Here is a 26,531-nt window from a genome sequence, read left to right on the forward strand (position 1 = left end):
AAAAGGGCCTTGTCGCCAAGGCCCCGTTGAATCAGAAGCGCACGCCGCTGGCGCAGACGCTGCAACCCTGGCCGATCGACAGGCTGTTGCTGCCCTGGTTGCCCGCACCGGATTGCAGGTTGGCGCCTATGTTGCCGGAGTTGCGGTTAATCGAGTTTTCGAGGCTTGCGTTGTTGGACACGTACTGAGGCTTGCCATAACCATGGCTGCTGGCGGCCGTGTTCAGGTAGCTGTTGTTGAGCGAGTTCTGCTCGGTATTGGAAGCCGCTGCGATGTTCTTGCCGTCAGCGGTGGTGATGGCCAGGTTGTTTTTACCCTGGTTGCCCTGGCCGGCCTGGCCGTTGTAACCCACGTTGCCGGAGTTGCCGGTGATGGAGCCCTCTAGAGAGGCGTTGTTTTGCGTGCCTTTATTGACGAAGTTGTTATGCGAGCTGCCTTGGTCTACATCGATTACGGCAAACACGGTGGCGAAGTCGCCTTTGGCGCTGGAGATGGCGCCGGCGTTGTCAGCCTGGTTGCCGGAACCTGATTGTGCGTTGACCCCGACATTACCGTTGTTGCTATTTATCGAATTTTTGGCTGATGCATTGTTATCGGTGTTGGTGTCGTCGAATTTGTTGTGTTCGCTTTTTTGTACGTCAGTGACCACAGCGGCCACAGTACCGGTAGGTTGTGGGGTTGGATGCCAGCCACCCGCTTGAGCGGCAGCAGCCATGAGCGCGGCGAGAGCGAAAACCATTGGTTTGAGCGCCATTTGAGGTTTCATGGTGTTTCTCCTTGCTTCTAATTAGTTGGGTTAAGTGTTGGTACGGTCTAACTAACGTCTACCAAGCGGTTACTTGATAGTGATGCCCAGGGTGTTAGCCACTCGGTTCCCCACCCCGGCACTCTGGTTCACCTGAATCACTCCTCGGCTGCCGGTGAAGGCCTGGTCGCTGATCGCGACCTGGCGGCTGCCAGTGGTGGGGGTGAGCCCTGAGTCGGTCAACTGCGTCGTGTTCTGTTGCAACAGGACGCTGTCATCGATGCTTTGCGGGCCAGGGTTGAGGCTGATCCGCACCGCGTTGATCGATTGGTTATTGGCACCGGCCGACTGGTTAACGCCCAGCACGCCGTTGCCATTGATAAATGAAGCCCCCTGAATCGCCACCTTGGCATTCAAGGACGGGTCGACCTTGCCGTCGAGCCGCTGGATATTCACGTTGGTGGCCTGACCATCGAGGGCGATGGCGCGACTGTTGGACATCTGTTGCTGGTTGCCTGCCGCCTGGTTGATCGACAGCACGCCTTCATACTGTTGGCCGCTGTTGTTGATCACGGCGGCGTTGTCGGCCATGGCCGAGGCGCTGCCCAGCAGGGCGATCATCAACAGAAGGCGCTTCATTACTTGCCCCCCAGCATGTTGCCCAGGTTGTTCAAGGGCGCCATACCGCGCTGGATCGAACCATTGATCTGCCCAGCCATGCTGCTGCCCGCGCCATGGCCGGCGGCTGCACCGGCGCCCTGGGTCGACAGGCTGTTTTGCGTAGCGTTCAGGCCAGAGAGGTTGCTGCTGGGTTGGATGGAGCGAGCAAGGCCCGAACCGCTGCGAATGCCGCCGATGTCCAGATCACTGAGTTCGCCGGAGGTGGCACTCATGATCTCTTTGCTGGGGTTGGCGTTGGCAGTGGCGGGGTATGGATCGGGGAGGGAAGTGCGTCCGTACATGTGACCCTGCACGGTTCGCCCTGTCACGATAACGCCATCGCCTGCATGGCTGATACCGGCGCTGAGCACGCAGCTGATCAGCAATACGTTTATCGAGGCGTGTGTGAGTGTGATCACGGCGGCATTCCTTGTTCTGAACGCTGACCCTAAACAGCGTTATCAGGGAAAGAGCAGAACCCGTGCCGCTTTTTGTTTATGTTGAAAATTCAGGAGGTTGGGATTTTTCCGCGCGCATCCCCGATGGCGGTGTTTCAGGCGTGAAACAGTCGCCGGTCGGCGCGATATGCCGGGCCACACTCGTCAACTGTATCAGCGATGAAACAGTGTTCATGACAGACGCATGAATCCGCAGCCGCTGGGCGATTCAGCGCACCGAGGTGTTTCAAAAGTGGACACGAAAGTAAGAAGCGCGCCTGAGCCCCGTAATGCCGTTCAGTTAAGGCTTTGGTAGGAGCGAGCTTGCTCGCGAAAAACCCATAGGCGCCGCGCTGATTCAGGAAACTCGCGTTATCGTTGACGTTTTTCGCGAGCAAGCTCGCTCCTACAGGAGGGCGATACACGCTTAACTGAACGGCATTACGCCTCAGCCCCGGGGCTTTTTGCCGGGGATGGCGTTGAGTACGGGATTGCCATCCTGGTTGCGGGTCAGGTAGACCGGCAGGACCTTGGGCAGGGAAGGGATGAGGTTGTTGACCTCGCTGAGGTTGTAGATGCCACCAATGCGAATGCTCCCGGTGCCGGCGTCCGCCAGCATCACCGGTTTGTTCAGGTATCGGTTGATCAGCGGCAACGCATCGGCCAACGCCAGGTTGTCGAGCACCAGCTTGCCTGTACGCCAGGCAAGCGCAGGGTCATTGGGTTTGATCGCGGCGACTTGCGGGGTGGCGTCGCCGCGGTGGTAACTGGCCTGCATCCCCGGGGTCAGCGGCACGCCGCCATGCACCGCGTCGCTGGTGATCTGCACCGAGCCTTCCAGCAACATCACCCGCACCTGGTCCTCGTACTTCCAGACATTGAACTGGGTGCCCGTGACCCGAACCTTGCCTTCGCCAGCCTGCACGATAAACGGGTGCTCGCTGTCGTGGGTGACGTTGAAAAACGCTTCGCCCTTGTTCAACTTCACCTGGCGCCGATCCTTGTAGCGGCTGTAGACCAGCTCGGTGCCCAGGTTCAGCTCCACTTCGCTGCCGTCGCCGAGCGTGACTTTGCGCAGCCCGTTGGTGGCGTCAAACCGCTCATATGAGCTTGGCAACCAACCGGCTTCCCAACCGGTGAAGGCGGCCAGCGGTAGAGCGCCAAGGCAGATGGATGCTGCAACCGCATAAGAGCGCCAGCGTTTGCGAGGCTTGAGCGGCACTACAACCGAGGCAGGCGCGCTGCGGGGCAAATGATCGGCCACGTCCCAGATTTCGAGCATCGCGGCGTATTCGAAAGCGTGCAACGGATGGGCATCGTGCCACTGTTCGAAAGCCTGACGTTCGGCCGTCGTGCAGTCGCTGGCGTGCACACGCATACACCAATGCGCAGCCGCGTCGGTGATGGCGTCGTATTCGGCTTCTGAAAGGGGCTTTTCGCTCATTTACTCATCCTGATTTCCCGCATTCTACCCCTGGAGCCCTACGACGAGAACAGCATCATGGCGATTGCATATCAATTGGAACTTATTCTTGTTTAAACGCACCTAAAAAATCAGGAAACACACTGTCATCCACCAAGGAGTACGAAAATGTTGAAGAAAACCTTAGCCGCCCTGTGTGCAAGCACCGCGTTGTTGAGCGCCGGCGCTGCGTTGGCAGACAAGCCGGGTGCAGGCTGGATTACCATCGAAAAAGCCATTGAAGTAGCGAAGACCAAGGCTGGTTATGTTGAGGTCTACGCCGCCGAAGCCGATAACGACGGCTACTGGGAAGTCAAAGGCCGTAAATCCGATGGCGTAGTGTATGAAGCCAGGATCGATGGCGCCTCGGGCAATGTCCTGCGTGACCAGAAAGATTGATTCGTGTGCGGGGGGCCTGCTCAGGCCCCCTCATCCAGCAGGCGCCCCAGATGCGTAATCAAGTAAGTGACTGAATCGGCATTGGATAAAATCACATCAATGCGTTTGTCGGTATTGCTCATGAAAATTTGTCTGGCCTCAGCCAGATCACGGGCGCCGGTAACATCCAGGACTTTACGCTTCAGGTAATGGGTGGTCTTGAAAAAGCCGTAATCCTGCCAGGTCTTCGCCACATCATCCCACGTCTTGAACAGCATCCTGTCCGGCGTCAGAGTGGACAATGCAGTCGTTTGCAAATCATCCTGACGGGTCCTCACCGCCTGAGCACCAGGCTTGGCCGTGTCAATCAAGTCGCGAAACGGCTCCATGCTCCGCAGGTAGGCGATGTCTTCGGTCTTGAAGCGCAAGTGCGTGAGCTCATGAATCAGCGTAGAGGCCCTGGCGTGCGCGTACATGTCGAAGGGAGTGCTCAGCCTGTCGATGTAGTCAGTCAGGTCGGGATCGAAGAAACGTTCGAATAAATACACTTTTCGTTCGCTGTCACCGACCAAAATCATGGCGTATTCGTTGTTGGCATCGGTGAGGCTGCGCCCGCTGATAAAGCGCATCGAGTCAGGGCCGATCAAGCTGGGGTCGCTGAGTTCATCGAGTATCCCATCGAGGATGTTCTCGATTTTCTGCACCTGGCCCGGGTTCATATTGCTGGTGCCGAACAAGTCGCATAAAAACAGGCCCACGCGGCTATCAGGGGTGAGCAGCTTGGCAAAGTACTCGATGTTGCGCTTGCAGGTGACGGCGTAGTAAATCGCTACATTCAACGCTTCGTCGATGGCTTGGGCTTTCCAGCTGGCCAGTGCTGCAATCGCCCTTATGCCTCGCGCTTCAATGTTGATTTCGTGTCGTTCGGCGCGCTGCGTTTTCTGGCGCGTCCAGGTCTGGCCGAAGCGCGGTTGGTGCACGCTCAGGTCCAACACCCAATTGCCCTCTGAGTTACGGCCGATGTAGGGCCCCGGCGTGTCGTCGTTTTCCAGTCGCCAGTGTTCGCTGGTTTTCTTTATCGAGTACACCTTGCCGGCAAGCGGTACATAATCTTTGCCGCGTTTTTTATCCTTGTAGACATGGGTGACGGTGTCCCACTCAAGATCCTTCAGCGCAATGTCATTGCCCTCGAAAGGCTGCAACCGCGTACGCGACGGCGCGGTGACGTCGCGTAGCGCCGGGATTTTGACCATGGGCAGTTTACCTTCCGGCCAGTCGACGATGTCAGCGTCATCGGGCGGCGGGGGTTCGCTGCCATCAAGTTCGCTGTACAAGGCGGCCATTTGCGCCACGGCCAGAATGAAATCCTTCATCGCGGCCTTCCACTGGTGCAGCTGCAGCGCTTCCATCGAGCGCTTGATCAGCGTGTAGCAGCGCCAAACCACCAGCGGATAGGCTAGTTTGCCCGCCATGAAGTGCACCGCTGTCGGAATGCCCGTGCCGAACAGGCCGACCGCTTTGTCCCAGAGCAACTTGGCGCCCTCTTCGAATTGGCAGGCGAGCATTCTGAGCAGGATCAGCGTGTTTTCACTGAACAGGTAGTGCAGCAGGTTGCCGGTTATCGCTGATGAGGCAAGGCGAATCTCCGAGGGGCGATGTCGGTTGTTTTGCAGCAGGTTGCGGTAAACGGCCTGATGCGGATCTTCCAGGTGCGCAATGACCCAGTCCTGCAGGGCTCCGGGTCTTTCCAGCTCATCCAGCAGCGCTTGCTCGCTGTCGTATTGCTTGAGTACATGCTGTTCACTGTAGGGCGCATATAGCACCACAGGTCCTTGCGCTTTATCTTGCGCGTTGATCAGGTACATACCCAGTACCTTGGCGGCAGTGGCGCCGGCGGTCGCCACCAGTTCCACGGGCCGAATCAGTGTCGACGCGCCTGTCAGCGCCGCACGTGCCAGGGCGTCAGGCATATCGAACGCCTGCTGGACCAAACTCAGGCCCTGGGTCGACAGGCGTTCTTGCAGGTGTTGCTCATGGGCGTAATGCAACACCTGCCAAGGCAATTGCTGGCAGAACAGACGTCGGCGCTTGGCTGCGGCCTCTGTGTCGGTGCCCAGTTCGGCGTGGAGCCGCTTCTGGTAGGCCGATTGCAAGTCCAACTGGCGGACCATCTGAATCACCGCGCTGGCATCCAGGCTGTCGGGTAACGGTGTGGCGGTGCGCGAGCGCGGACGGATAATCTGGCTGTTCAAGTCCGGCCAGTGGCGCAAGGCAAAATCGGTCAAGTTGTATTCATGGATATCGAGCGCCTGATGCGTCGGAATCAACACGTCATCGGGGCTGATGGCCTGCTTGGGAAAGCGCGCTTGAAGCAGTCTCAGCAACTCGGAAAACGTATGTTCGCGAATGGTCGGGATGCCATGCAGGTAGTCTTCTTCATCCGGCGCGCTGTTGTGGTATTGCTCAAGCAGTTCGGCATGGTAGATCTGCTCCTCGGAAGGCGCCATTGCCAGCCACACCGGCAGGGCCTGTTGAGTGATCATCGCCTCGGCCAGCGCGCTGGCCCGTGCCAGATTGGTGGGCGCAGGGGTCTCCAGGATCGCATCCAGGCGGTCCTGTACGGCGCGCGCCGGCAGGTCCATCTCCAGCAAATGATCCACGGCGTCCATGACGTTTTCGCCGTAGCTCGTCAGGCGATTGTCCAGCAGGTTATCGTCAATGCGTTGCAGCGGACCGAGGCGATACTCCTGATGGGGCACGCGTTGGGACAATCGCAGATTCTCCAGCAGTGTCAGTCGTTTGATCGGATGCGCCAGGCGCTGGACGAGTGATTCGCGCAGGGCTGAAATCGATGGGAACACCTCATGACTACGCCGGGGCGTCCACAGGATCGCCTGGCCCGAATGCCTGGGGTCAAGGCCGCCACGCTCGGTCAGAACAAACAGGTTGGCCAACGGCAGCAGCGCATCGGACGTGCCCCGCTGCAACGATAGCGAATAAGCATCCGGCAGAAACCCGTTGAGCCCATGACGGGTCAGTCGCACCAGGCTGTCGGTGCGCAGGACCGCATCAAGGATGGCATGGCTGCCGGGCGACAGCGTTTTAATCAGCCGCCGCAGTTCAGCCTCGCTGCGCAAGCCCAGCAGCATCGAGTGTGCGTGTTTATCGCGAGTGTTGTTCAGGAACAGGCGCGGCAGCTCACGCATCTCGTGGCCGGCAAATACCTTCAACACCTGTTCGATGATGTCGTTGAAGGTTTTGATGGGCAAGTTGTTGAGCTTCAGGGCGATACGCGGGGCGATTTGTTTGTAAAAGCCAAGCCTGGAAGTCACGGGCAGTGGATTGCCCTCCTGGCCCAGGCGCTCGATGAAATGTTCTACCATGCTCAGAGACGAAACGGTTGGGCGCTCCTCGCGCTGCTCGGCGCGGGAGGGGTAAGTGTTGACAAAGACCTCATCAGCCTTGAGGTCCAGTTGTCGCGTGTGCAATTGCGTATTCAGGGCCAGGGCGGCCATGCTGCGCAATGTCGGATGCTTGATGCGCTCAATACGCAACCCTTGCTCGGCAGCTTGCAGGCTTTGCAACTGCAGCTTGGCGCGCTCGGCCTGAACGGTGGAGGGGCGACCATTGCCGCTGCTCACGGGATGTGTCGTCCAGCGCCCATCGGTGTCCAGGTCGGCCAGGCGATTGTCGAGCATCGTGCGGATGTCCAGGGCGTAATCGAGCAATGCCTCCAGGTCCACCTGACCGGCGCTGCTGCGATAGAGGCCCAGGGCATGGTTCATATTACTGATCTGCTTGGCGGCGATGTCTTCGATCATGCCGGTGAACACATGCCCGGTGATGGAGCGCGCAGCAACGTTTATCTGGTCCAGGCCGAGAAAGATATTACGCTCATCCAGAGACAGGAAATTGAGCAGTTCATCTTCGTGCCCGGCGGCGGTGAGCATACTCAATAACGTGTCTTTGAGGTCATCCAGGTCCTGGAGTACCTGCAAGCCACGTGATTGGGTGTAAAGGTAGGCATGGTTCTGGTTCAGCATCAGGGTACTGGCCAGCTCAACATAGTGCTGGTAGGGCGCATAGATGCGCACTTTCTCCACGCTCAGATCGGCGGCGTAGGCGCTACGAGCGCCTTGGTCGCTGAGGAACAGGGCCTGCAGCATATGGCTTTCATCGGCACTGAGGATGTCGATCTGACGCTTGAGCAGCACGTCGAGGCGCAATTTGTCAGCCAGCACCTGTGCGAACAGCTCAAGACGCGAGGTGCCGTTGTCGATGTCTTCGTTCCAGTAGGTCTGCAGCAGGCTGTCGAGCAGTTTGGACAGCGTGCCGGAGGTCTGCTCGATGAGGGTTTCCCAATGCTCGCGATCTTGCTCCAACTGGGGCTGGCTGAACTGGCTGGTGACGTGTTTGGGGTTGATAAAGTCGCGGGTTTGCCCCACGGGCCACGCATGTTTGAGATAGAACTGCAGGAGCGCTTCACGTAGCGGCAGGGACTCGACCCAGCGTCGGTCGGTATCTGTCGGGCTTTGGATAAAGCAGTTTACCCGCGTTTGACGTTGATCCAGGCCCGGGAAATAAGGGTGCGCCATGATCCCAAGCACTGTATCGAGCATGTCGGACAGGGTAGGGGTTTTCTGCAATTGCTCAAGCACTGACTGCACGTTGGCTCGTTGGCAGGCTTGCAGGGCTTGTTCCTGGTCTTCCATGACCGCACCCAACACCGGCGAGGTCGTCAGCGTCAAGACGCTGCCCGCCGGCAGGCTGTTGCGCTGTGCAATCGACAGGAAACTGAGCAGCTCCTCGCGCTGTACTCCATCGGCCAACGCCTGGCTGACCTCGGTGAGCATTGACGCATGGCTGTCAAATACCTCAATACCGCCATAGGGGGTGTATAGCAGGGCCTTGGCACCGTCCGGGCTGGGGCTCATCACAAACGCCCCCGCGAGTGGAATCGCCGTTTGCCCTGCCATATTGATCAAGAGCCTTTCGACACGCATGGGGGGACTTTGCAGGCGACTGTCCTGGCGCCCTGCGTCGCTGGCGTAATACACGCCGTGCAGCCATTCCAGGTCCTTGACGGTGAGCCCCAGGGCGCGTTCGCGCTCGCTCAGTGTGGAGCGATTAACGGGCAGCAGGAATTCGGCAAAAAAATACGGCGGGGTGACGCGGGTCATCGCCTGTCTCCAGCGGGAATAGGGAAACACACGGTAGCCAGGGACCTTGGGCCGGCAGCGGTAACTATTGAGTCACGTCAAGTTGACAGCGGGCGCTGTGGGTGGTGTTTAATCGACGGCCTGGATGTCCATTCGTTGCCCCTTCCAATCATAAAAACGGAGCTTCAAATGTCTGCGCAGTCTCCGACAGTCGCCACGTCTTCAACCTTGATCGGCTTCACTGAGCTTGTGGAGTTGCTCCAACAGATTTTCGTCAGGCACGGGACCTCGCCAGAAGTGGCGGCCATCCTCGCGCATAACTGCGCCAGTGCTGAACGTGATGGCGCTCATAGCCACGGTATTTTTCGTATCCCCGGTTACCTGTCGACTCTGGCCAGCGGCTGGGTCAACGGCACCGCCGTGCCAATCGTCACCGACGTTGCGTCAGGCTTCGTACGGGTCGACGCCGCCAATGGGTTTGCCCAACCGGCTCTGGAGGCGGCGCGTGCGTTGCTGGTGAGCAAGGCCCGCAGCGCTGGTATTGCGTTACTGGCCATCCACAACTCCCATCACTTTGCCGCCTTGTGGCCGGATGTCGAACCCTTTGCCGAACAAGGGCTGGTGGCGCTCAGTGTGGTCAACAGCATGACGTGCGTGGTGCCCCATGGTGCTGATCGCCCGTTGTTCGGCACCAACCCCATCGCGTTTGCCGCGCCGAGGGCTGATGGCGCCCCGATTGTGTTCGACCTGGCTACCAGCGCCATCGCCCACGGCGACGTGCAGATTGCCGCGCGCAAAGGCGAACGGCTACCGCCGGGCATGGGCGTCGATAGCCTGGGCCAGCCGACCCAGGACCCGAAAGCCATTCTGGAAGGTGGCGCGCTGTTGCCGTTCGGTGGGCATAAGGGTTCGGCCTTGTCGATGATGGTCGAGTTGCTGGCGGCGGCGCTGACTGGCGGCAATTTTTCGTTCGAATTCAATTGGGCCGAGCATCCGGGAGCGCGTACGCCCTGGACCGGCCAGCTGCTGATAGTGATTGATCCGAGCAAGACCGCCGGGCAAAGCTTCGCCGAGCGCAGCCAGGAACTGGTGCGGCAGATGCATGCGGCAGGGTTGCGGCGTTTGCCGGGGGATCGGCGCCATCGCACACGGGCGAAGTCGCAGGAAGCAGGCATAGAGCTTGAGGCGCAGGATCTTCGACAGCTGCGAGAATTGGCGGCGGGATGAAACAGGCTGCGCCATGGGCGCAGCCCGTGCTGATCAGTGACGACGACCCAACAGCAGACCCACCACCAGGCCAAAGCCTGCGGAAATGGCCACGGTCTGCCATGGGTGACCGCCGATATAGGTCTCGGTGGCATCCACCACAGGCTTGCTGCGCTCACGGACGCTGGACACCGAATCCAGGGCTTGCTTGAGTTTGATGGCGACCTGCTCGCGCAGGGTTTCACCTTCCTCGCCCACCAGGGATGCGCTGCTTTTGAGCAGTTTGTCCGATTCTTCGATCAGCGCGGTCAGTTCGCTGAAGGCTTGATCCTTGATTTGTTCTTCGACGGCTTGGGCGGCGGTTTTGCGGGCCATGTGTGACTCCTTGCAAGTGAATGTGACAGTGAACAATGGAGTATCGGGCAGCGGCAAAAGTTGCAGTTATTTTGCGAGCCGTGCATTTGGGGCACAATGGGAATCAGGACCTTTGGGCCTACAGTGTAAGATGTCACCCATTTGTGCAGCAGGTAATTCAACATGAGCTTCAATCTCGCCAACAAGACCCTCGCCGAACGCGCCGAGCTGGAAGACGAAAAGTCGCGCCTCTACGACCTGTGGCAAACCAACCTGGGCAAAGCCAAGGGCGAAGCCGCCCGTTTGTTCGGCGAGCGCGCCAAGCGCAAGGGCAAATGGGCCGAGTGGGTGCGTGCCGAACTTGACGGCATGTCGCCGCCGGAGTTTTCCAACATGGTGCGCAGCGAAGTCAACAAGCTGATGGCTGCGGCGAAGTAAAGCACGCCACAATCGCCTCGCGAACCTTGAGCAACAGCGGGTCCAGCTGGGCCTGGGTTCGCCAGCCCAACTCCACCGGGTAATGCGGCAGTGCCAGCGGGCAGGGCAGCACACGCAAGCCGGTCATCTGCGCAATCGCCTCGGCCGCGTGGCCGGGGATCGTCGCCACCGCCGTGCTGCCTTTGAGCAGGTACGGCAGCGCCGCGAAGTGGCTGGTAGACGCGCACACCTGGCGGCTCAAGCCCTGCGCCGCCAAGCCTTCATCGGTAATACCGATAAACCCGCCTGATGACACCAGCACATGGTCGCGTGCGATGAACTCTGCGAGTTCCAGCCCTTGTTGGCCGGGCACCAGACTGCCTGGGTCCACCAGGCAACAGTAGTCACCTTCGCCCAGCACTTGCCGACTCAACCTGCGCTCGGCAAACCCGCCTGCGGTGATGGCCAGGTCCAGGTTGCGGTCGAGCAGGGCGCCTGCAACGATCTGGCTGTGGGTTTGGCGAAAGATCACCCGCAGTTTCGGCAGGCGCTCTGCGATGGCGTCCATCAGTGGCCTGCCGTAGGCGATTTCGAAATCGTCTGACAGACCTAAAACCACCGAACGCCCCTGATAGTGCGGGTTATCCGGGTTGGTCATCGCCAGGCTTTGACGGCAGCGGTCCAACGCCTCGCTGATCACCGGTTTCAACTGATTGGCCCGCAGGGTGGGCGCCAGCCCGCGGCCGGTGCGTACGAACAGCGGGTCGCCATACAGTTCGCGCAAACGCCGCAAGCCGGCGCTGATCGCCGATTGCGTAACGCCCAGGCGCAATGCCGCACGGCTGGCGCTGGACTCGTCGTGCAGGGCTTCGAAGGTTTTCAGCAGGTTCAGGTCAACCTGGGCGATATTCATCTGGGTCATATCATTTAGTACTGAAGTGATCTTTATTCATGATCGAGGCTGGCCGGAGAATGGGCAACCCTTATTAGCGGAGTGAGCGTAATGCCCGTATCGATCGTTGCAGCCCTGCAAATCGGCTCCTTGCCTGGCGGCAAAGCTGAAACCCTGGCGCAGATCCTGGCCTATGAAGATGAAATCCAGCGCAGTGGCGCGCAGTTGGTGGTGATGCCTGAGGCGTTGCTGGGCGGCTATCCCAAGGGCGAAAGCTTCGGCACGCAATTGGGCTATCGCCTGCCGGAGGGGCGTGAAGCCTTTGCGCGGTATTTTGCCAATGCCATCGACGTGCCGGGCGTCGAGACTGAGGCGCTGGCCGGTTTGTCGGCGCGCACCGGTGCCAGCCTGGTGCTCGGCGTGATCGAGCGCAGTGGCAGCACGCTGTATTGCACGGTGCTGTATTTCGAACCGTCGAGCGGTTTGGTCGCCAGGCACCGCAAACTCATGCCGACCGGCACTGAACGGCTGATCTGGGGCAAGGGCGACGGCTCAACCTTGCCGGTGATCGACGCGGCTGTCGGGCGTATTGGCGGTGCGGTGTGCTGGGAAAACATGATGCCGCTGTTGCGCACGGCCATGTATGCCAAGGGCGTGCAAGTGTGGTGTGCGCCCACCGTGGACGAGCGTGAGATGTGGCAGGTAAGCATGCGGCATATTGCCCATGAAGGCCGCTGTTTCGTCGTGAGCGCTTGCCAGGTTCAGGCATCGCCCGAGGCGTTGGGCGTGGAGATTGCCAATTGGCCAGCAGAGCGCCCGTTGATTGCCGGCGGTAGCGTAATTGTGGGGCCCATGGGCGACATTCTGGCAGGGCCGTTGCTGGGGGAGACGGGGTTGTTGACGGCGCGCATCGATACCGATGATTTGGTGCGGGCACGCTATGACTATGACGTGGTGGGGCATTACGCCAGACCGGATATTTTTGAGTTGGCGGTGGATGAACGCGCCAAGCCCGGCGTGCGCTACATCACTGATTGAACCGGGCCAACCCAGGCTTTTGTAGGAGCGAGCTTGCTCGCGAAAAACCCATAGGCGCCGCGTTGATTCAGGAAACACGCGTTACCGTTGACGTTTTTCGCGAGCAAGCTCGCTCCTACAGACGGCTTGCCAGGATCAGATCACTCGCGCATCACCAGGTGGCGGTGTTGGGCAAATCCAGCGTGCCATGCTCGACAAAGCGCATGGTGTCGAATAACCCGCCCGCCAGTTTGCCGCGCAGCACGTAGGGCAGATTGTTCAGGCTTTGGGTCTGGCTCAGACCGAGAGTCTGGCGCAACACCGAGAACGCCGAAACGCTGACAGGCACCATCAGCACCTTTTCGGAAAAACGCGGGATGCTGCCGGCCTGGTCACTTACCCCGGACGCCAGCGGTCGCCCATTGACGTCCAGGTCCAGCGCCACGCCGTTGTAGTCGATTGCCGTTTCATTGGGGTTCTGCACCCGCAGCTTCACGGCAAAGCGCACTTCCAGGTCCTGGCTTTGCAGCGGCTCGATGCCCACCACGTTGATATTTACCGGGTCGCGATTGGGGAACAGCGCGCAAGCGCTCAAGGTCAGCAACAGCAACGATAGAACCATGAGCTTGCGCATTTAAAAGTGCTCCTACTGTTTCGTGACGTCCGGGTCTTGCATGACCTTGAGGGTAGAGGACTCCGGATCGAATTCATCTTCTTCCAGCTCTATGAACTCTTCGGGCAGGAAAATGTTCAGCAGGATTGCACAGAACGCGCCCACAGTGATCGGCGATTCGAAGATGTTGTGCAGCGCCTTGGGCAAGTCGCGCAGCACTTCCGGCACCGCGGCGACGCCCAGGCCCATCCCCAGGGAGATCGCCACGATCAGCACATTGCGCCGGTGCAGGCCGGCTTCGGCGAGGATCTTGATCCCGGCCACCGCCACGGTACCGAACATGATCAGGGTCGCGCCGCCGAGTACCGGCTTGGGCATCAGCTGAAGCACCGCGCCAATCATCGGGAACAGCCCCAGCAGCACCAGCAGCCCGGCGATAAAGTACGCCACGTAACGGCTGGCCACGCCGGTCAGTTGGATCACGCCGTTGTTCTGGGCGAACGTCACCATCGGCAGGCTGTTGAAGGTGGCGGCCATCGCCGAGTTGAGGCCATCGGCCAGCAGGCCGGACTTGATGCGCTTGATATACAGCGGGCCCTTGACCGGTTGCTGGGAGATCATCGAGTTGGCCGTCAGGTCGCCGGCCGCTTCCAAAGGCGAAATCAGGAAAATCACGGCCACCGGGATAAACGCCACCCAGTCGAACGAGAAGCCGTACTTGAACGGCACCGGCACGCTGATCAATGGCACCTGGGGCAGGGCGGCCATATCCACCCGGCCCAGCAACCACGCCACCACAAAGCCCAGCGTCAGGCCGATCACGATCGAACCCAGGCGCAGGAACGGGTTGTTGAAGCGGTTGAGCACCACGATGGTCAGCAGCACCAGCGCCCCCAGACCCATATTGCTGGCGGCGCCCAGTTCACCCGCGCCATAGCCGCCGGCCATGTCGGTGACTGCCACCTTGATCAGTGACAGGCCCATCAGGGTAATGATGGTGCCAGTCACCACCGGGGTGATCAGCTTGCGCAGTTTGCCGATGAACTGGCTCAGCACCACCTCGATAAAGGCGGCGAAAAAGCAGATGCCAAAAATCGTCGAGAGAATTTCATCCGTGCCGCCGCCCCGGGCCTTGACCATGAACCCGGCGCTCAATATCACGCTGATAAACGAAAAGCTGGTGCCTTGCAGGCACAACAGCCCCGAGCCCACCGGCCCGAACGTGCGGGCCTGCACGAAGGTGCCGAGCCCCGAGACGAATAGCGCCATGCTCACCAGGTACGGCACCTCGCTTTCGAGGCCCAACACGCCGCCGACGATCAGGGTCGGGGTGATGATGCCGACGAAGCTCGCCAGCACATGCTGCAAGGCGGCAAAAATCGCCGCGGTAAAGTGCGGGCGGTCTTCCAGGCCATAGATCAGGTCGGATTTATAGCGCGGGCGGGGGGCTTGAGCGTCAGACAAAATGAGGGCTCGGGTCGGAAAATGGAGGCGCAGGATGCCAGAAAGCGTCGGCTGTCAGAAGGGTAAAAGGATATTTATGAAAAACCTGCACATCCAACCCTGTAGGAGCGAGCTTGCTCGCGAAAAACGTCAACGATGGCACATGTTTTCTGATTAAACGCGGTGCCTGTGAGTTTTTCGCGAGCAAGCTCGCTCCTACAAAAGCTGGCATTAGGGCTTATTGCTTCCAGGCCCCTGGGTTCACCAGGTTTTGCGGTCGCTCGCCCGACAACGCCTGCAACAGATTATCCACTGCACACTTGGCCATCGCCTCGCGCGTTTCATGAGTCGCCGAGCCGATATGCGGCGTCGCCACCACGTTGTTCAAGCGCAGCAACGGCGAGGCGTGATCCAGGGGTTCTTTCTCGAACACATCCAACCCCGCCGCACGGATGGTGCGCTGCTGCAATGCTTCAACCAGCGCCGCCTCATCCACCACTTTGCCCCGTGAGATATTGATGAAGATCGTCTCCGGCCCCATCAGCGCGAATTCCTCGGCGCCAATAAGCTTTTCGGTTTCTGCGGTGAGCGGCAACGTCAGGCAGACAAAATCCGCCTCTTTGAGCAAGTCCTCAAGGCTTCGGTATTGCGCGCCAAAACGCGCTTCCACCGCAGGCTTGGGCGAATGGCTGTGGTAGATCACCGGCATACCAAAACCAAAGTGCCCCCGCTGGGCCAGAGCTTCACCAATGCGGCCCATACCGATAATGCCCAGGGTCTTGCCATGCACATCGCTGCCGAAATGCGCCGGGCCGATGTTCTTGCTCCACTGGCCGGCACGCACCATGTCGGCCAGTTCGACCACGCGCCGGGCGGTGGCCAGGATCAGCGCAAAGCCGGTGTCGGCAGTGGTTTCGGTGAGCACATCCGGTGTGTTGCTGAGCAGAATGCCGCGCTGGGTCAGGTAGTCGATGTCGTAGTTGTCCACGCCCACCGAGACGCTGGCCACGGCTTCCAGCTTGGGTGCCAGGTCGAGCAACCGGGCGTCCAGGCGCAGGCTTGCACCCAGCAGGCCGTGGGCGGTGGGCAGTGCGTCGCGCAGTTTGGCCAGGCCGGTTTCATCCAGTGCATCGATCAGCGTCACCTCGGCTTGCTCATGCAGGCGGGCCATCAACGGCGCGGGCAGTTTTTTGTACAACACAACGGACTTTTTCATGAGGTTTTTACCTTCAACTCCAGGGTTGGCGCCGGCGAGCGGTCACTGGCGCCGGGCTTGAGGAAAATCGTCAGCACTACCGACAGCAGCAACGCACCGCTCATCAGCAGGTACGAAGCGCCTGGCGAGCCGGTGCTGCTGTTGAGGTAACCCACCAGGTATGAGCCGCCGAACGAGCCCAGCGCGCCCATGCTGTTGATCAGTGCCATGGCGCCACCGGCGACGTTGGCGGGGAGGATTTCCGGGACGATGGCGAAGAACGGGCCATAGGGTGCGTACATGCACGCCCCGGCGATCACCAGCAGGGTGTAGGACCACCAGAAATGTTCGGCGCCCAACACGTAGGACGCGTAGAAGGCGATGGACGCAATCAGCAACGGCGGCCAAACAAAGCGCTTACGTTTTTGCAGTTTGTCCGAGCCCCACGACACCACCAGCATACCGATCACCGCCGCCAGGTACGGCAGCGCCGACAGCCAGCCGGCTTCGACCATGTCCATCTGCAAGCCGGCCTTGAGGATCGACGGCAGCCACAGCACAAAGCCGTACACGCCAATGCTCCAGCAGAAGAATTGCAGGGCAAGGATGATCACCTTGGGCGAGCGGAACGCCTCGGCGTAGTTCTTCACCGCCTTGATGCCGACTTGCTCGGCGGCGAGGGCGGTTTCCAGGTCTTTTTTGTGCTGTTCGCTCAGCCACTTGGCATCGGCGGGTTTTTCATCCGCCAGCTTCCACCAGATAAACGCCCACAGCACCGCCGGCAGGCCCTCGATGATAAACATCCAGCGCCAGCTGAAATGCTGCACCAGGTAGCCCGAGACCACCGACATCCACAGCATGGTCACCGGGTTGCCGAGGATCAGGAAGGTGTTGGCCCGCGAGCGTTCGGCACGGGTGAACCAATGACACAGGTACACCAGCATGGCTGGCATCACCGCGGCTTCGACCACCCCGAGCATGAAGCGGATGACGATCAACATATAGGCGTTGGACACCACGCCGGTCAGGGTCGCCAGGCCACCCCAGAGGATCAGGCTGACGAAAATCAGTTTTTTAACGCTGCGCTTTTGCGCGTAGATCGCCCCCGGCACCTGAAAGAAAAAGTAGCCGAGGAAAAACAGCGCGCCAAGCAGCGAGGACATGCCCGGCGTGATCATCAGGTCTTCGGCCATCCCGGAGGCGGCGGCGAAGCCGTAGTTGGCGCGGTCCAGGTAGGCCAGGCTGTAGGTGATAAACACGATAGGCATGATGTACCACCAACGGCGGGTGGCGAGTTTCACGGTTTCCATGGGGTTGCTCCTGAGCTTGTTGTAGTTGTGGCAACAGGTAATGGGTTACGCAACGGATCGAGTGGGTAATTCGGCGCGGGTCGGCAAACCCTCCATATCGCCACGGCTCTGCACAGCGCGGCTGCCGATCCAGTTAGCGCGCTGGACCGCCTCGGGGAAGCTTGAGTTTTCCAGCAGGGCGCTGATCATGCCCACGGCAAAACCATCGCCGGCGCCGACGGTGTCCACGACGTTTTCCACCTTGACGGCGGCGACGAAGCCCTGGTCCATGTGGGTGCGGTAATAGGCGCCTTCGGGGCCGAGTTTGATCGCCACGGCTTCGGCACCCTGGTCGAGGTAAAACGCAGCGATATCCGCAGGATCTTCGAAACCGGTGAGCAAGCGGCCTTCACTCAGGCCCGGCAACACCCAGTCAGCCAGAGCGGCCAGGGCATTGATTTCGCGGATCATCAGCGCCTGGCTGGCCCAGAGCGAAGGGCGCAGGTTCGGGTCGAATGACACGCTGCGCCCGGCGTTGCGCATTTGCTTCATCAGTTCAAAGGATAGTTCACGGGTGGCATCGGACAACGCCGGTGGAATCCCGGTGGCGTGCACATGGCGCGCTTGCAACAGCGCCGGGCTGATGTCGGCAATGGACAAATGGCTGGCCGCCGAACCTTTGCGGAAGTACTCGACCTGGGGATCAGCGCCGGCCTCTTCGCGCGACTTGAGCTGAAACCCCGTGGGGTGCAGTGGGTCGACGGCCACATGGCGGCAATCAATGCCTTCCTTGCCCAGGGTGTCGACCACAAAGCGCCCGAGGGAATCGTCACCCACTCGGCTCAGCCATGCCACGTTGAACCCCAGGCGCGACAAACCAATGGCGACATTGCTGTCGGCGCCGGCAATGCGTTTGTGAAACTGCCCGACCTGGGCCAGATCGCCGGTCTGCTCGGCGACAAACATCGCCATGGTTTCACCAAACGACAGAATATCGATCTCAGACATGGGCATTCTCCACGCGGGGTTGGCCAAGGCAGGCGAGGGTGGCGACCTGTTGTGCAGTGACCTCCACCAGGTCCTCGCCCTGCAACGGAAACTCCACCGCCCGCGTAATACCTTGAGTCATATGCTTGAGCAGTTGTTCCCACAGATGCAGGTCGGTAGCGCCAGGCGGCAAGGCCACCAGCTTGCCGTCGTCGCGACGGGCCACGGCCTTGCAATGCAGGTAATCCACATGCCGGCCCAGCAGGCGTGCGGCGGTCAGCGCAGACTGGTCTTGCCACTGCCAGTTGCCGATATCGAAGGTCATCTTCACCGGCAAGCCCAGGCGTTCGACTTCGGTGAAAAACCGTTGCATCGGCTCGATTCGGCCGCCGTGCAGGGTCTGGTCGTTTTCCACCAACAGCTTGACCGAATGGCGGTTGAGCAGGGCATGCAGGCTTTCCAGGTCGTTGGTGTCGGTGAAGTATCCGAGGGAGACTTTCAGCCAACGTGAACCGAAGGCGTGAGCGCGGTCCAGGGTGGCCGCGAGTTCCGGATTGGGTTGGGCGCGACCGGCGACCCAGAGTTCCAAAGGCGAGGAAAAGACTGATTCCAGGCCCTGTTCTGCGGCGGCCTGGGCCAGTTCGGCGGGCTGTTCGCGGGTCAGCAACTCTTCACGCCATTCGATGCGCTGGGCACCGGCGGCGCTGAGTAACGCGACAAAGCTCAATTGGCCCTGCTGGCGGACAAGGTCGGCGCCGTAGCTGGAAAGGCTGATGGAAACGGGGTATTTATGCATTGTTGTTTACCTCTGAAACCGGTTTCATTTTTTCTGAAAAAAACACACAACCCTTGTAGGAGCGAGCTTGCTCGCGAAAAGCTCGAGGGCGCCGCGCTAATCCTGACGCTGCGCGTTATCGTTAACGACTTTCGCGAGCAAGCTCGCTCCTACAAAGGGACAGGGCGGTGGAGCCACGGATAATCAGCTCGGGTAAAAAATCCAGGGTGCGCGTGGGAGCGGTATCACCGCGCAGACGTTTGAGCAAACAGTCAAATGCACTGGCGCCAATTGCTTGCGTCGGCTGGGCGAGGGCGGTGATGCCGTTGCCCACCAGCGGGTACCAGTCCAGGTCATCCAGAGCGATCAGGCCGACATCGTCGAACAGCGTGCAGCCCAACGCCTTGAGCGTATGTGTGCAGGCCAGCGCAGCAACACCGTTGGCGCAGAACAGCGCTTTGGGGCCGGGCCTGGCTAAAAAGGTTTGCAGACGGCCTTGCAGTTCGCCATCCAGTTCAACCACCGCGCCGGTCAAGCCTGGGCGCCGGGCAATCTCGGCCTTGAAACTCTCCAGGCGCTCAAGGCGTGAGCTGGTGCCATCGGTGGCTTCGCTCACCAGCAGCACGTCGCGATAACCCTGTTGCTCAAGATGCTCTACCGCCATACGCACCGCCGCTGGGTTGTCCAGACCCACCATGTCGCTGTGCAACGGCTCGACCTTGCGGTCCACCAGCACCAGGGGCATTTCCCGTTGCAGTTCCAGCAGTTGGTCGAGGTGATGGCCCAGGGTATTCACGATCAGCCCTTCGATGTTGTACGAGCGCAGCGCTGCCAGATGCTGGCGCTCCTGTTCGTCATCGCGGTCGGTGTTGCACACCACCAGGCTGTAGCCGTGCTGACGGCAGGCGGTTTCGACACCGTGCATCACGGCAATGGAATAGGGGTTACGGATATCGGCCACCAGCATACCGATCAGGCGCGTGCGCCCACGTTTGAGGCCGCGGGCCATCTGGTTGGGGCGATAACCGAGTTCGTCGATAGCCTGTTCGATGCGCAGGGCAATGGCATCTGAGAGCAGGGCGCGGTCATCGCCGATGAAGCGCGAGACGCTGGCCTTGGACACGCCAGCGCGCTCGGCAACGTCGAGCATGGTCACGCGGCTACGCTGGGCGGCGGAAAATGGAGTCACGGTAAAGCCTTTCTTATTGGAATGGGTAACGGGTTGAAACCGGTTTCAGAAAACACCAGCGAGCTACTTACGTCAAGTTTTATTGAGGGGTATGTCCATGCGCCACATCCGCAAAACTGATGAGTGGTCAGCCTACCTGTTAATTCTGACAGTATCCAAACCCATATATGGCGTGTTCAATTGGCCCCAAGTGAACGGCGCTGCACAAGCCATAAACAGTTAAACGGTCATTCCAGGGGTGGCAGCATGAGTGGGCAAAAAAAGCACAGTCCAGTGAGTACCGCAGTTTCTGGTTCAGGCGACACTCTTGCTCTGGATGGGCCTACCGTTGTGCGTGCCCTCGCCGATGGACTGGTGCCTGCGCAGTACTATTTCAACGATCTGGAGGTGGAGCTTCCCATGCCATGGTCGTTTCTGCCGGGTGCCGGCGATACCCACTTCGTCGTATTTGTATGGGATGACCATAGCGCTACCCCCGTTGATGTGTTTCCGCCGTTGAGATTGGATGGTCCACTTACTGCAGATGACTTTCCCTATCCTGCGTCGATTCCTCAAGCATTTCTGCTGAACAGCGCGAGAGTAGATCTGTCATTTCGCATACATGTCGATTCGCCGTCTAACCCAAGCTTTGATACTTCGCAGCTCACGGCGCTTCGAATCGACCGCGACGCCCCAGGTGTCGGTGAAACACTCGCGCCCGCAATTTTCCCTGTCGATCCGATTACCCTTGATTATCTGGACCTCAACCCGTTGGTTCCGATGGAAATACCGGGTGGTTATCGGGGGCGAGATGAGGGTGACGAAATACTGTTGTACTTCTCGGCAATGGACGCTCTGCCTACGGGGGCGCCCAGCTTCATTTCACCACCGCAGGTCAGTGCTACGGGTCAAATATTCGTCGACGTCCCCGATACGATTTTTCGAAGTTTCCCAGGCGCCTTGTTTATCTTTTGCTTTTACCGTCTGAGAGATCGGGCCGGTAACCTCAATCCGCAATTTTCAGAGGTGGCGCGAGCCGGTCTGAGTGTTGCCATCCCCACCCCGACTTACCTCAGGCCGCTGTTTCCACAGACGGAATCGGACCCAATAAACAATCCGAACAAATGGATGACGTGTGCCTGTATACCGCCGATCTGGGTGGGCGTTGAAATCCGCATCAATCAGGGCTCGCCACCGTTCCCAGCTATTCAAGATGGAGATCTCATCACGATGCGGTTTCAGGGGTATCGCCAGGCTCCTGATGTAGACCCGATGCCCAATATTGTTGAAACCCAGACCCATGTCTGGGACGGCGTCGCTGATGCCAGCGGCCACTCGTTCTGGATCAGAGATGTCGAGCGTTTGATTCGGCCACTCAGAGTCACTGCGGGGGGGGAAGCTAGCTACATGGTGTCCAGAGGCGGCGCCATCATTGGGCGGTCTTTTTCCAGGTTCGCGCGATTTGATCGCGTCGTTCCATCCGCGCCGCCACCCCGTTATTGCTGGATTGACGGCAATGTCCCGGAACCCTGACGGGCGGTTTCGTCAGGGGGCGTGAGCGCTGCCATTAACAAGGTTGGCCGCTGCGAACGGGTTTGAATGCAAGTGCTGAGTGTTTTGGTTGTGCCGCAACTCAGGCGGCGGGAAAAGCTGTTGCCGGAAATCGGGTCGTGGTCATTCGCCCGGTAGCCGAAGTGAACCTGGCGGACAAATATGTGTGTAAGGAACCTATATCAAGCGATAGTGGAGATCTTCAAATGAGCAGCAACCCGAAAATCCCCTCGGCACCTACGGCTAACCCGGCAGCCGTCACGATTGCGGAGGCACTCGACGATGCAACCGGTACGATCCCGGCCAATCTTGCGACCGTCGGCATCACGGCTGAATGTACGACAGGTGACTTGTCTGATTTCGATGACTGGTTCGAAATTGAGCTACAAGACCTTCAGGCACTTCCACCTGTTTGGACTCGTATAGCGGGGCCGATTCAATTGAGCGCGACCCCTATTCCAATACCTGTCAAATTTAATATTCCGATTTCTGCACCGATTGGCGGGTTTCGCCACGGTTTTTTTCAACTCAGAAGCATTCAGTACCGAGACTTTGGCGGCTTTCCAGGCGGGACTGGGGATACTTCCGATCCTGGCCGATTTACGGTCGATACCATTCCCCCCTACGCTGATGTCGGGTTTCGTGATCAACCTACTGCCCTCGTATTCCCCATCAACCTTCCTGACGGTGCGGTTATTGACGATGCCTATCTGACGATGAACGGCGGGATACAGTTCGGTATTCCCGACAACACCTTCGTTCAGCCGCCGGGTCAGTGGCAGGCGGGTGACTTCATTACCGTCTACTGGAGCACGGTGATGTTTCCCCGCGACCAGGACATCGTGAGCCCGCCCGGCGGGATCCCGATGCTGCAGACCGGTAATACTTTTTTCCTGCCTCGTGCTCTGATTGATCTGAGTGGGAGGTATCGGGCCTTTTACACTATTACCGACAGGGCGGGTAACGTCAGTCGCCCCTCATTCATCGAAGAACGTGAAGTAAGGCTGATCGATGACCCCGAACAACGTGCGCCATTTTTGCCACTGGCTCCCGCACCGGAAGGCGGCAGCACAGATGACTTGATCGACATCGCTGATTATCTGCTGGATCCTGAAATATGGGTCAGAGTCTATAACAATCATGCTCCATTGCTCGATCGACTCGAAGTGCAAATAGGTACGCAGCCCTGGAGCGGCCTGGGCCCGGTTTTCAATACGTTTCCGCAAGTATTCGATGGTATGCAGGCACAGTTCAAGGCTGCCTACACACAGCTTACGGTCGGGCCGCAATTGGTGCCTGTCCGGTACCGGATTTCGCGAAACGGCACGTTGTTTCCTTCCTTGGACACCACCATCCGGCTCGATTTGTCAGTCGGTGGTCCAACCAACCCAGGAGAACCTGGCACACCTAATATCAACCTTAATGAAGCCCACGTATTTGGGGCCGGCTCGACAACGCCGGATGTTTTATTGCCAGAGCATGCCGACCAAAGTGTGCGCGTGGATATTGTGTTATGGACAGTCGCAGTGGCTCCTCATTCGGGGCTGTCGATCATCTTCCTGTGGGAGGGTGAGCGAGTTGGGCCATTCCCTATCACTACGGAGCAAGGTGGTGATACTTTTTCTTTCGAGATCGACTGGGACGTGGTTGCCCGTCATGGTAATGACCTCAAGACCATCAGCTATCTGGTTATCGACCCGGACACCACCAATGAGAATCCTTCCCCGCCCACTGAGGTTGATGTACAGGATGCAGTGACGACAATGTTAGCGTCAGCAGAGTATGTAGGCCGCAACTCTGGGAATCGTTGGAACTGCGCCTCGCTGAAAACCCGATCGCCAGGACCACCCCCTGTTCTGTATGGTGAAGTCTACGTACCGGGAGATACCAGGATGGCGTTAGGTGTGCCGCTGACGTTGGAATTGAGCCTTACCAATACACTCGCAGGTCGGCCACCAGGACCGTTTCCATTAACGCTTACACACCCGACCATAACCCAGAACGACAAAGACAACGGAATCACATTCGAAATCGACTACAAGGGCTATCTGGATCAGGCGCCAACGGGCAACTGCGTCGCGACTTACTCTACGGTTTTGAGTAATGGCGTAACCGGGCGTGGGATACCGTCGGATACGCGCGTTGGCATGTCGAATGCCCACACCTACTGCGATGGCACGGTACCGCCAACCCCCTGACACTGAGCCGTAGTGGAAGTGAAGTGACTCAATCAAAGCGTTAGCCCTCGTGCTTGACCTTGGGTCGCAAGAAACAATCCGATGCCTGTATTGGCATCGGATTTTTTTTGCTTGCGGTAAAGAAAGCCAGCAGCGCCTAATTGCGCCTTTTAGTTTTCCGCGTCTCAGCGATGTCGATTCAGCGTGTTATCTAAGATAAATCCTACAGTGTTTGGGGTGTCTGATCCTTACTCTTTGCGTCGCACAGGTAAGGCTCCATTCCGAGGGAACGAGCCAAGCCGTTATCCAAGACTCTACCCCAGAGAGTGATCAGCCATGCACGTATTGCCCAACTTTAAGCTCAAGCCTTTGAGCGCTATGATGAAAGTACCAACGATAACTTTATGTATGTTGGCGGCTGTTTCAGGAGCAGCCCAAGCCGGCCATTTAATCGGTGAGAGCAAAACAATTGATTCGAGTGAGTCAGCCAATGATTGGCAGTTGGATTGGAAAGCCGAACTGACACTTAATGGCGCCAGAGCGCAACGTATCATCGTCAATGATTCGGCTTTGATTATAAATCCAGGCAGCCGCGTAGAGGATATTCGCGCTACCCAGGGTTCAACCGTCAGCCTCACAGGCGCCCATGTGGAATCCAGGAACCCAACGTGGGCAGCCCTGCGCCTGGATGACAGCACTGCGACAATTATCGACAGCAACCTGATCAGTCATACCAACTTCGGACTGCAAGTATTTCAAAGTGCAGGCTCCCTTCAAGGAGGGGTTGCCAAGGTATTGAGTAGCAACATCTTCGGCGTTGTCGGGGGGGCCACGGCCCAAGGCAACAGCGAACTGCATTTCAACCAAAACACCTGGGTGGAAGGTACCGGCGCGGACAGTTTTGGTGTTCGATTGGATGGCGGTGCATTGGTTGCCGCGAGTCAAAGCACACTGATCGGCGGCAAGAATGGTGTCGTGGTGACCAACCAGTTGAAAAACGCTGAGGTTGGCAAGCTGGTACTGGACAACTCCCATGTAGAAGGCCGCACAGGCTCCGCTATTCTCGTCGAGGGGCGACCAGGCAGGGTTCCGACCGTTGAGATCGACGTGCGCAACGGTTCGACTCTGACAGGCGGTAACGGCATATTGCTGGAAGTGAACGGCGGTGCCGTGGCATCTATGAATGTCGATAACAGCGATTTGCGTGGCGACGTTATCGTCGAGCAAGGCAGCACCGCGCATCTAAGCTTGCAAAATCGTGCCGGGCTGACGGGCCAGATGCAGAATGTCACCAGCCTTGCCATAGGCGATCAGTCTTATTGGGAGTTGACCGGCGACAGCCAGGTCGGCGCCTTGAGCCTGGCCGGCGGTACGGTGAAATTCGGTGAGACTCATGCGTTCTACCAGTTGGACGTTGACAGCCTTGACGGCAACGGCACTTTCGTCATGGGCACCGATTTCGCTCGTGGCGTTACGGACTTCTTGAACGTCGAGGGCGAGGCCAAGGGCGATCACAAACTGTTGCTCGCGGCCAGCGGTGCGGAACCGACCAACCCGGAGGATATCCGCGTTGTACACACCGGTGGCGGTGACGCGCAGTTCTCCCTGGTGGGCGATGTGGTTGACGTCGGCGCTTACTCCTATGGCCTGAAAAAGGAAGGGACCGACTGGTTTCTCGACCCGAACAACCGCGTGATCAGCCCAGGCACCCGCTCGGTATTGGCGCTGTTCAACACCGCACCGACCGTGTGGTACGGCGAGGCGACTTCCCTGCGTTCGCGTATGGGGGAGCTGCGTTTCGATCCTGCCCAGGCGGGTGTGTGGATCCGTGGTTATGGCAACAAGTACGAAGTGTCTGATAGCACCGGGATTGGCTACAGCCAGAACCAGCAGGGCTTCACTTTGGGTACCGACACGCCGTTGGCCGACAGTCAGTGGCTGGTGGGTGTGATGGCCGGCCACAGCACCTCTGACCTGAACCTCAAGCGCGGCACCTCCGGTAATGTGAAGAGTTACTACCTGGGTGCTTATGCGACTTGGCTGGATGAGGAAAGCGGCCTGTATTTCGATGCGGTGGCCAAGGTCAACCGGTTCCAGAATGAGTCCAAGGTGGGTCTGAGTGACGGTACGTCGTCCAAGGGCAAGTACACCAATACCGGGGGCGGCTTGTCGGCCGAATTCGGCCGCAACATCAAGTTGGATGACGGGTTCTTTATCGAGCCTTACGCGCAAATGTCCACCGTGGTGATCCAGGGCGCCAATTACAACCTGGATAACGGCCTGGAAGCCAAGGGCGAACGTACGCGCTCAATCATGGCCAAGGCTGGCGCAACCGTTGGGCGTGACATCCAGCTCGATACAGGGAGTGTTGTACAACCTTATCTGCGAGCGGCGATGGTGCATGAGTTTGCCAATAACAATAAAGTCTCGGTGAATAACAATGTATTCAACAACGACTTGTCCGGCTCTCGCGCTGAGTTTGGCGCCGGTATGGCGGTAAAACTCTCGCAGAACCTTCAACTGCATGCCGACCTCGAGCACAGCAGCGGTGGTCGAGTTGAGCAACCTTGGGGGGCGAATGTGGGGGTTCGCTACACTTGGTAACT

Annotated in this window: 22 protein-coding genes; 8 read left to right on the forward strand and 14 right to left on the reverse strand. The window is 59.0% G+C overall.

What is annotated here, in order from left to right; all coding sequences use genetic code 11:
* Nucleotides 1-31: 31 nt before the first annotated feature.
* The 3 genes from TX23_RS15170 to TX23_RS15180 all read right to left on the reverse strand — a co-directional run bounded on the left by TX23_RS15170 (nt 32) and on the right by TX23_RS15180 (nt 1,824).
* Entirely contained in the window at nt 32-766 is a 735-nt protein-coding gene (locus tag TX23_RS15170) for a hypothetical protein (protein WP_057702880.1), read from the reverse strand.
* Between the two features lie 69 nt (nt 767-835).
* The gene (locus tag TX23_RS15175) at nt 836-1,384 is read right to left on the reverse strand and encodes a hypothetical protein (RefSeq protein ID WP_057702881.1); all 549 of its coding nucleotides are present in this window, start codon (nt 1,382-1,384) and stop codon (nt 836-838) included.
* Nucleotides 1,384-1,824, reverse strand: a complete 441-nt coding sequence (locus TX23_RS15180) for a hypothetical protein (protein WP_057702882.1) — start codon at nt 1,822-1,824, stop codon at nt 1,384-1,386. Before TX23_RS15180 ends, TX23_RS15175 begins: the two co-directional genes overlap by 1 nt.
* A gap of 62 nt (nt 1,825-1,886) precedes the next feature.
* Between TX23_RS15180 and TX23_RS28030 the strand changes: the two genes are divergently transcribed.
* The gene (locus tag TX23_RS28030) at nt 1,887-2,051 is read left to right on the forward strand and encodes a hypothetical protein (protein ID WP_157243919.1); all 165 of its coding nucleotides are present in this window, start codon (nt 1,887-1,889) and stop codon (nt 2,049-2,051) included.
* A gap of 239 nt (nt 2,052-2,290) precedes the next feature.
* Here the strand turns inward: TX23_RS28030 and TX23_RS15185 are convergent, their stop codons facing one another.
* Nucleotides 2,291-3,286, reverse strand: a complete 996-nt coding sequence (locus TX23_RS15185) for a FecR family protein (protein WP_057702883.1) — start codon at nt 3,284-3,286, stop codon at nt 2,291-2,293.
* 147 nt (nt 3,287-3,433) lie between these two features.
* Between TX23_RS15185 and TX23_RS15190 the strand changes: the two genes are divergently transcribed.
* Nucleotides 3,434-3,703 carry a PepSY domain-containing protein gene (locus TX23_RS15190; protein WP_057702884.1) on the forward strand — a complete coding sequence of 90 codons (270 nt, stop codon included), beginning with the start codon at nt 3,434-3,436 and terminating at the stop codon, nt 3,701-3,703.
* 20 nt (nt 3,704-3,723) lie between these two features.
* Here the strand turns inward: TX23_RS15190 and TX23_RS15195 are convergent, their stop codons facing one another.
* Nucleotides 3,724-8,862 (reverse strand): dermonecrotic toxin domain-containing protein, encoded by a 5,139-nt coding sequence (locus TX23_RS15195; protein ID WP_057702885.1) that lies wholly within the window; start codon nt 8,860-8,862, stop codon nt 3,724-3,726.
* 168 nt (nt 8,863-9,030) lie between these two features.
* Here TX23_RS15195 and TX23_RS15200 point away from each other — a divergent pair, with 168 nt between their 5' ends.
* Nucleotides 9,031-10,068: an Ldh family oxidoreductase gene (locus TX23_RS15200; protein WP_057702886.1), complete on the forward strand. Its 1,038-nt coding sequence runs from the start codon at nt 9,031-9,033 to the stop codon at nt 10,066-10,068.
* 33 nt (nt 10,069-10,101) lie between these two features.
* Here the strand turns inward: TX23_RS15200 and TX23_RS15205 are convergent, their stop codons facing one another.
* A complete protein-coding gene (locus tag TX23_RS15205) occupies nt 10,102-10,422 on the reverse strand; it encodes a DUF883 family protein (RefSeq protein ID WP_005788644.1) in 321 nt (106 codons plus the stop codon).
* Nucleotides 10,423-10,584: 162 nt separating this feature from the next.
* On the opposite strand from TX23_RS15205, the gene TX23_RS15210 reads away from it, so the two are divergent.
* Nucleotides 10,585-10,839: a hypothetical protein gene (locus TX23_RS15210; RefSeq protein ID WP_003190904.1), complete on the forward strand. Its 255-nt coding sequence runs from the start codon at nt 10,585-10,587 to the stop codon at nt 10,837-10,839.
* Here TX23_RS15210 and TX23_RS15215 read toward each other — a convergent pair.
* Complete coding sequence (locus tag TX23_RS15215) at nt 10,811-11,731, reverse strand: LysR family transcriptional regulator (RefSeq protein WP_057702887.1); 921 nt, start codon at nt 11,729-11,731, stop codon at nt 10,811-10,813. The genes TX23_RS15210 and TX23_RS15215 overlap by 29 nt on opposite strands.
* Before the next feature lie 90 nt (nt 11,732-11,821).
* Between TX23_RS15215 and TX23_RS15220 the strand changes: the two genes are divergently transcribed.
* Nucleotides 11,822-12,748: a carbon-nitrogen hydrolase family protein gene (locus tag TX23_RS15220; protein WP_057702888.1), complete on the forward strand. Its 927-nt coding sequence runs from the start codon at nt 11,822-11,824 to the stop codon at nt 12,746-12,748.
* Between the two features lie 151 nt (nt 12,749-12,899).
* On the opposite strand, the gene TX23_RS15225 is transcribed toward TX23_RS15220, so the two are convergent.
* The 7 genes from TX23_RS15225 to TX23_RS15255 form a co-directional block, all read right to left on the reverse strand.
* Entirely contained in the window at nt 12,900-13,361 is a 462-nt protein-coding gene (locus tag TX23_RS15225; RefSeq protein ID WP_057702889.1) for an LEA type 2 family protein, read from the reverse strand.
* Nucleotides 13,362-13,373: 12 nt separating this feature from the next.
* Complete coding sequence (locus TX23_RS15230) at nt 13,374-14,804, reverse strand: nucleobase:cation symporter-2 family protein (protein WP_057702890.1); 1,431 nt, start codon at nt 14,802-14,804, stop codon at nt 13,374-13,376.
* Between the two features lie 217 nt (nt 14,805-15,021).
* Nucleotides 15,022-15,999, reverse strand: coding sequence for an NAD(P)-dependent oxidoreductase (locus TX23_RS15235; RefSeq protein ID WP_057702891.1), 978 nt, complete (start codon nt 15,997-15,999; stop codon nt 15,022-15,024).
* A complete protein-coding gene (locus tag TX23_RS15240) occupies nt 15,996-17,288 on the reverse strand; it encodes an MFS transporter (RefSeq protein WP_057022484.1) in 1,293 nt (430 codons plus the stop codon). Before TX23_RS15240 ends, TX23_RS15235 begins: the two co-directional genes overlap by 4 nt.
* Nucleotides 17,289-17,333: 45 nt before the next feature.
* Nucleotides 17,334-18,275, reverse strand: coding sequence for a sugar kinase (locus tag TX23_RS15245; RefSeq protein WP_057702892.1), 942 nt, complete (start codon nt 18,273-18,275; stop codon nt 17,334-17,336).
* Nucleotides 18,268-19,050, reverse strand: coding sequence for a sugar phosphate isomerase/epimerase family protein (locus tag TX23_RS15250; RefSeq protein WP_057702893.1), 783 nt, complete (start codon nt 19,048-19,050; stop codon nt 18,268-18,270). The genes TX23_RS15245 and TX23_RS15250 overlap by 8 nt, the downstream gene beginning before the upstream one ends.
* 121 nt (nt 19,051-19,171) lie before the next feature.
* A complete protein-coding gene (locus TX23_RS15255; RefSeq protein WP_087149502.1) occupies nt 19,172-20,218 on the reverse strand; it encodes a LacI family DNA-binding transcriptional regulator in 1,047 nt (348 codons plus the stop codon).
* A 246-nt stretch (nt 20,219-20,464) separates the two neighbouring features.
* On the opposite strand from TX23_RS15255, the gene TX23_RS15260 reads away from it, so the two are divergent.
* From TX23_RS15260 to TX23_RS15270, 3 genes are all read left to right on the forward strand, one after another.
* A complete protein-coding gene (locus TX23_RS15260) occupies nt 20,465-21,730 on the forward strand; it encodes a hypothetical protein (RefSeq protein ID WP_057702894.1) in 1,266 nt (421 codons plus the stop codon).
* 137 nt (nt 21,731-21,867) lie between these two features.
* Nucleotides 21,868-23,946, forward strand: a complete 2,079-nt coding sequence (locus TX23_RS15265) for a hypothetical protein (RefSeq protein ID WP_244885959.1) — start codon at nt 21,868-21,870, stop codon at nt 23,944-23,946.
* A gap of 315 nt (nt 23,947-24,261) precedes the next feature.
* Nucleotides 24,262-26,529: an autotransporter outer membrane beta-barrel domain-containing protein gene (locus TX23_RS15270; protein ID WP_057702896.1), complete on the forward strand. Its 2,268-nt coding sequence runs from the start codon at nt 24,262-24,264 to the stop codon at nt 26,527-26,529.
* Nucleotides 26,530-26,531 lie beyond the last annotated feature (2 nt).

The sequence above is a fragment of the Pseudomonas paralactis genome (assembly GCF_001439735.1).
In the GTDB taxonomy this organism is placed as follows: domain Bacteria; phylum Pseudomonadota; class Gammaproteobacteria; order Pseudomonadales; family Pseudomonadaceae; genus Aquipseudomonas; species Aquipseudomonas paralactis.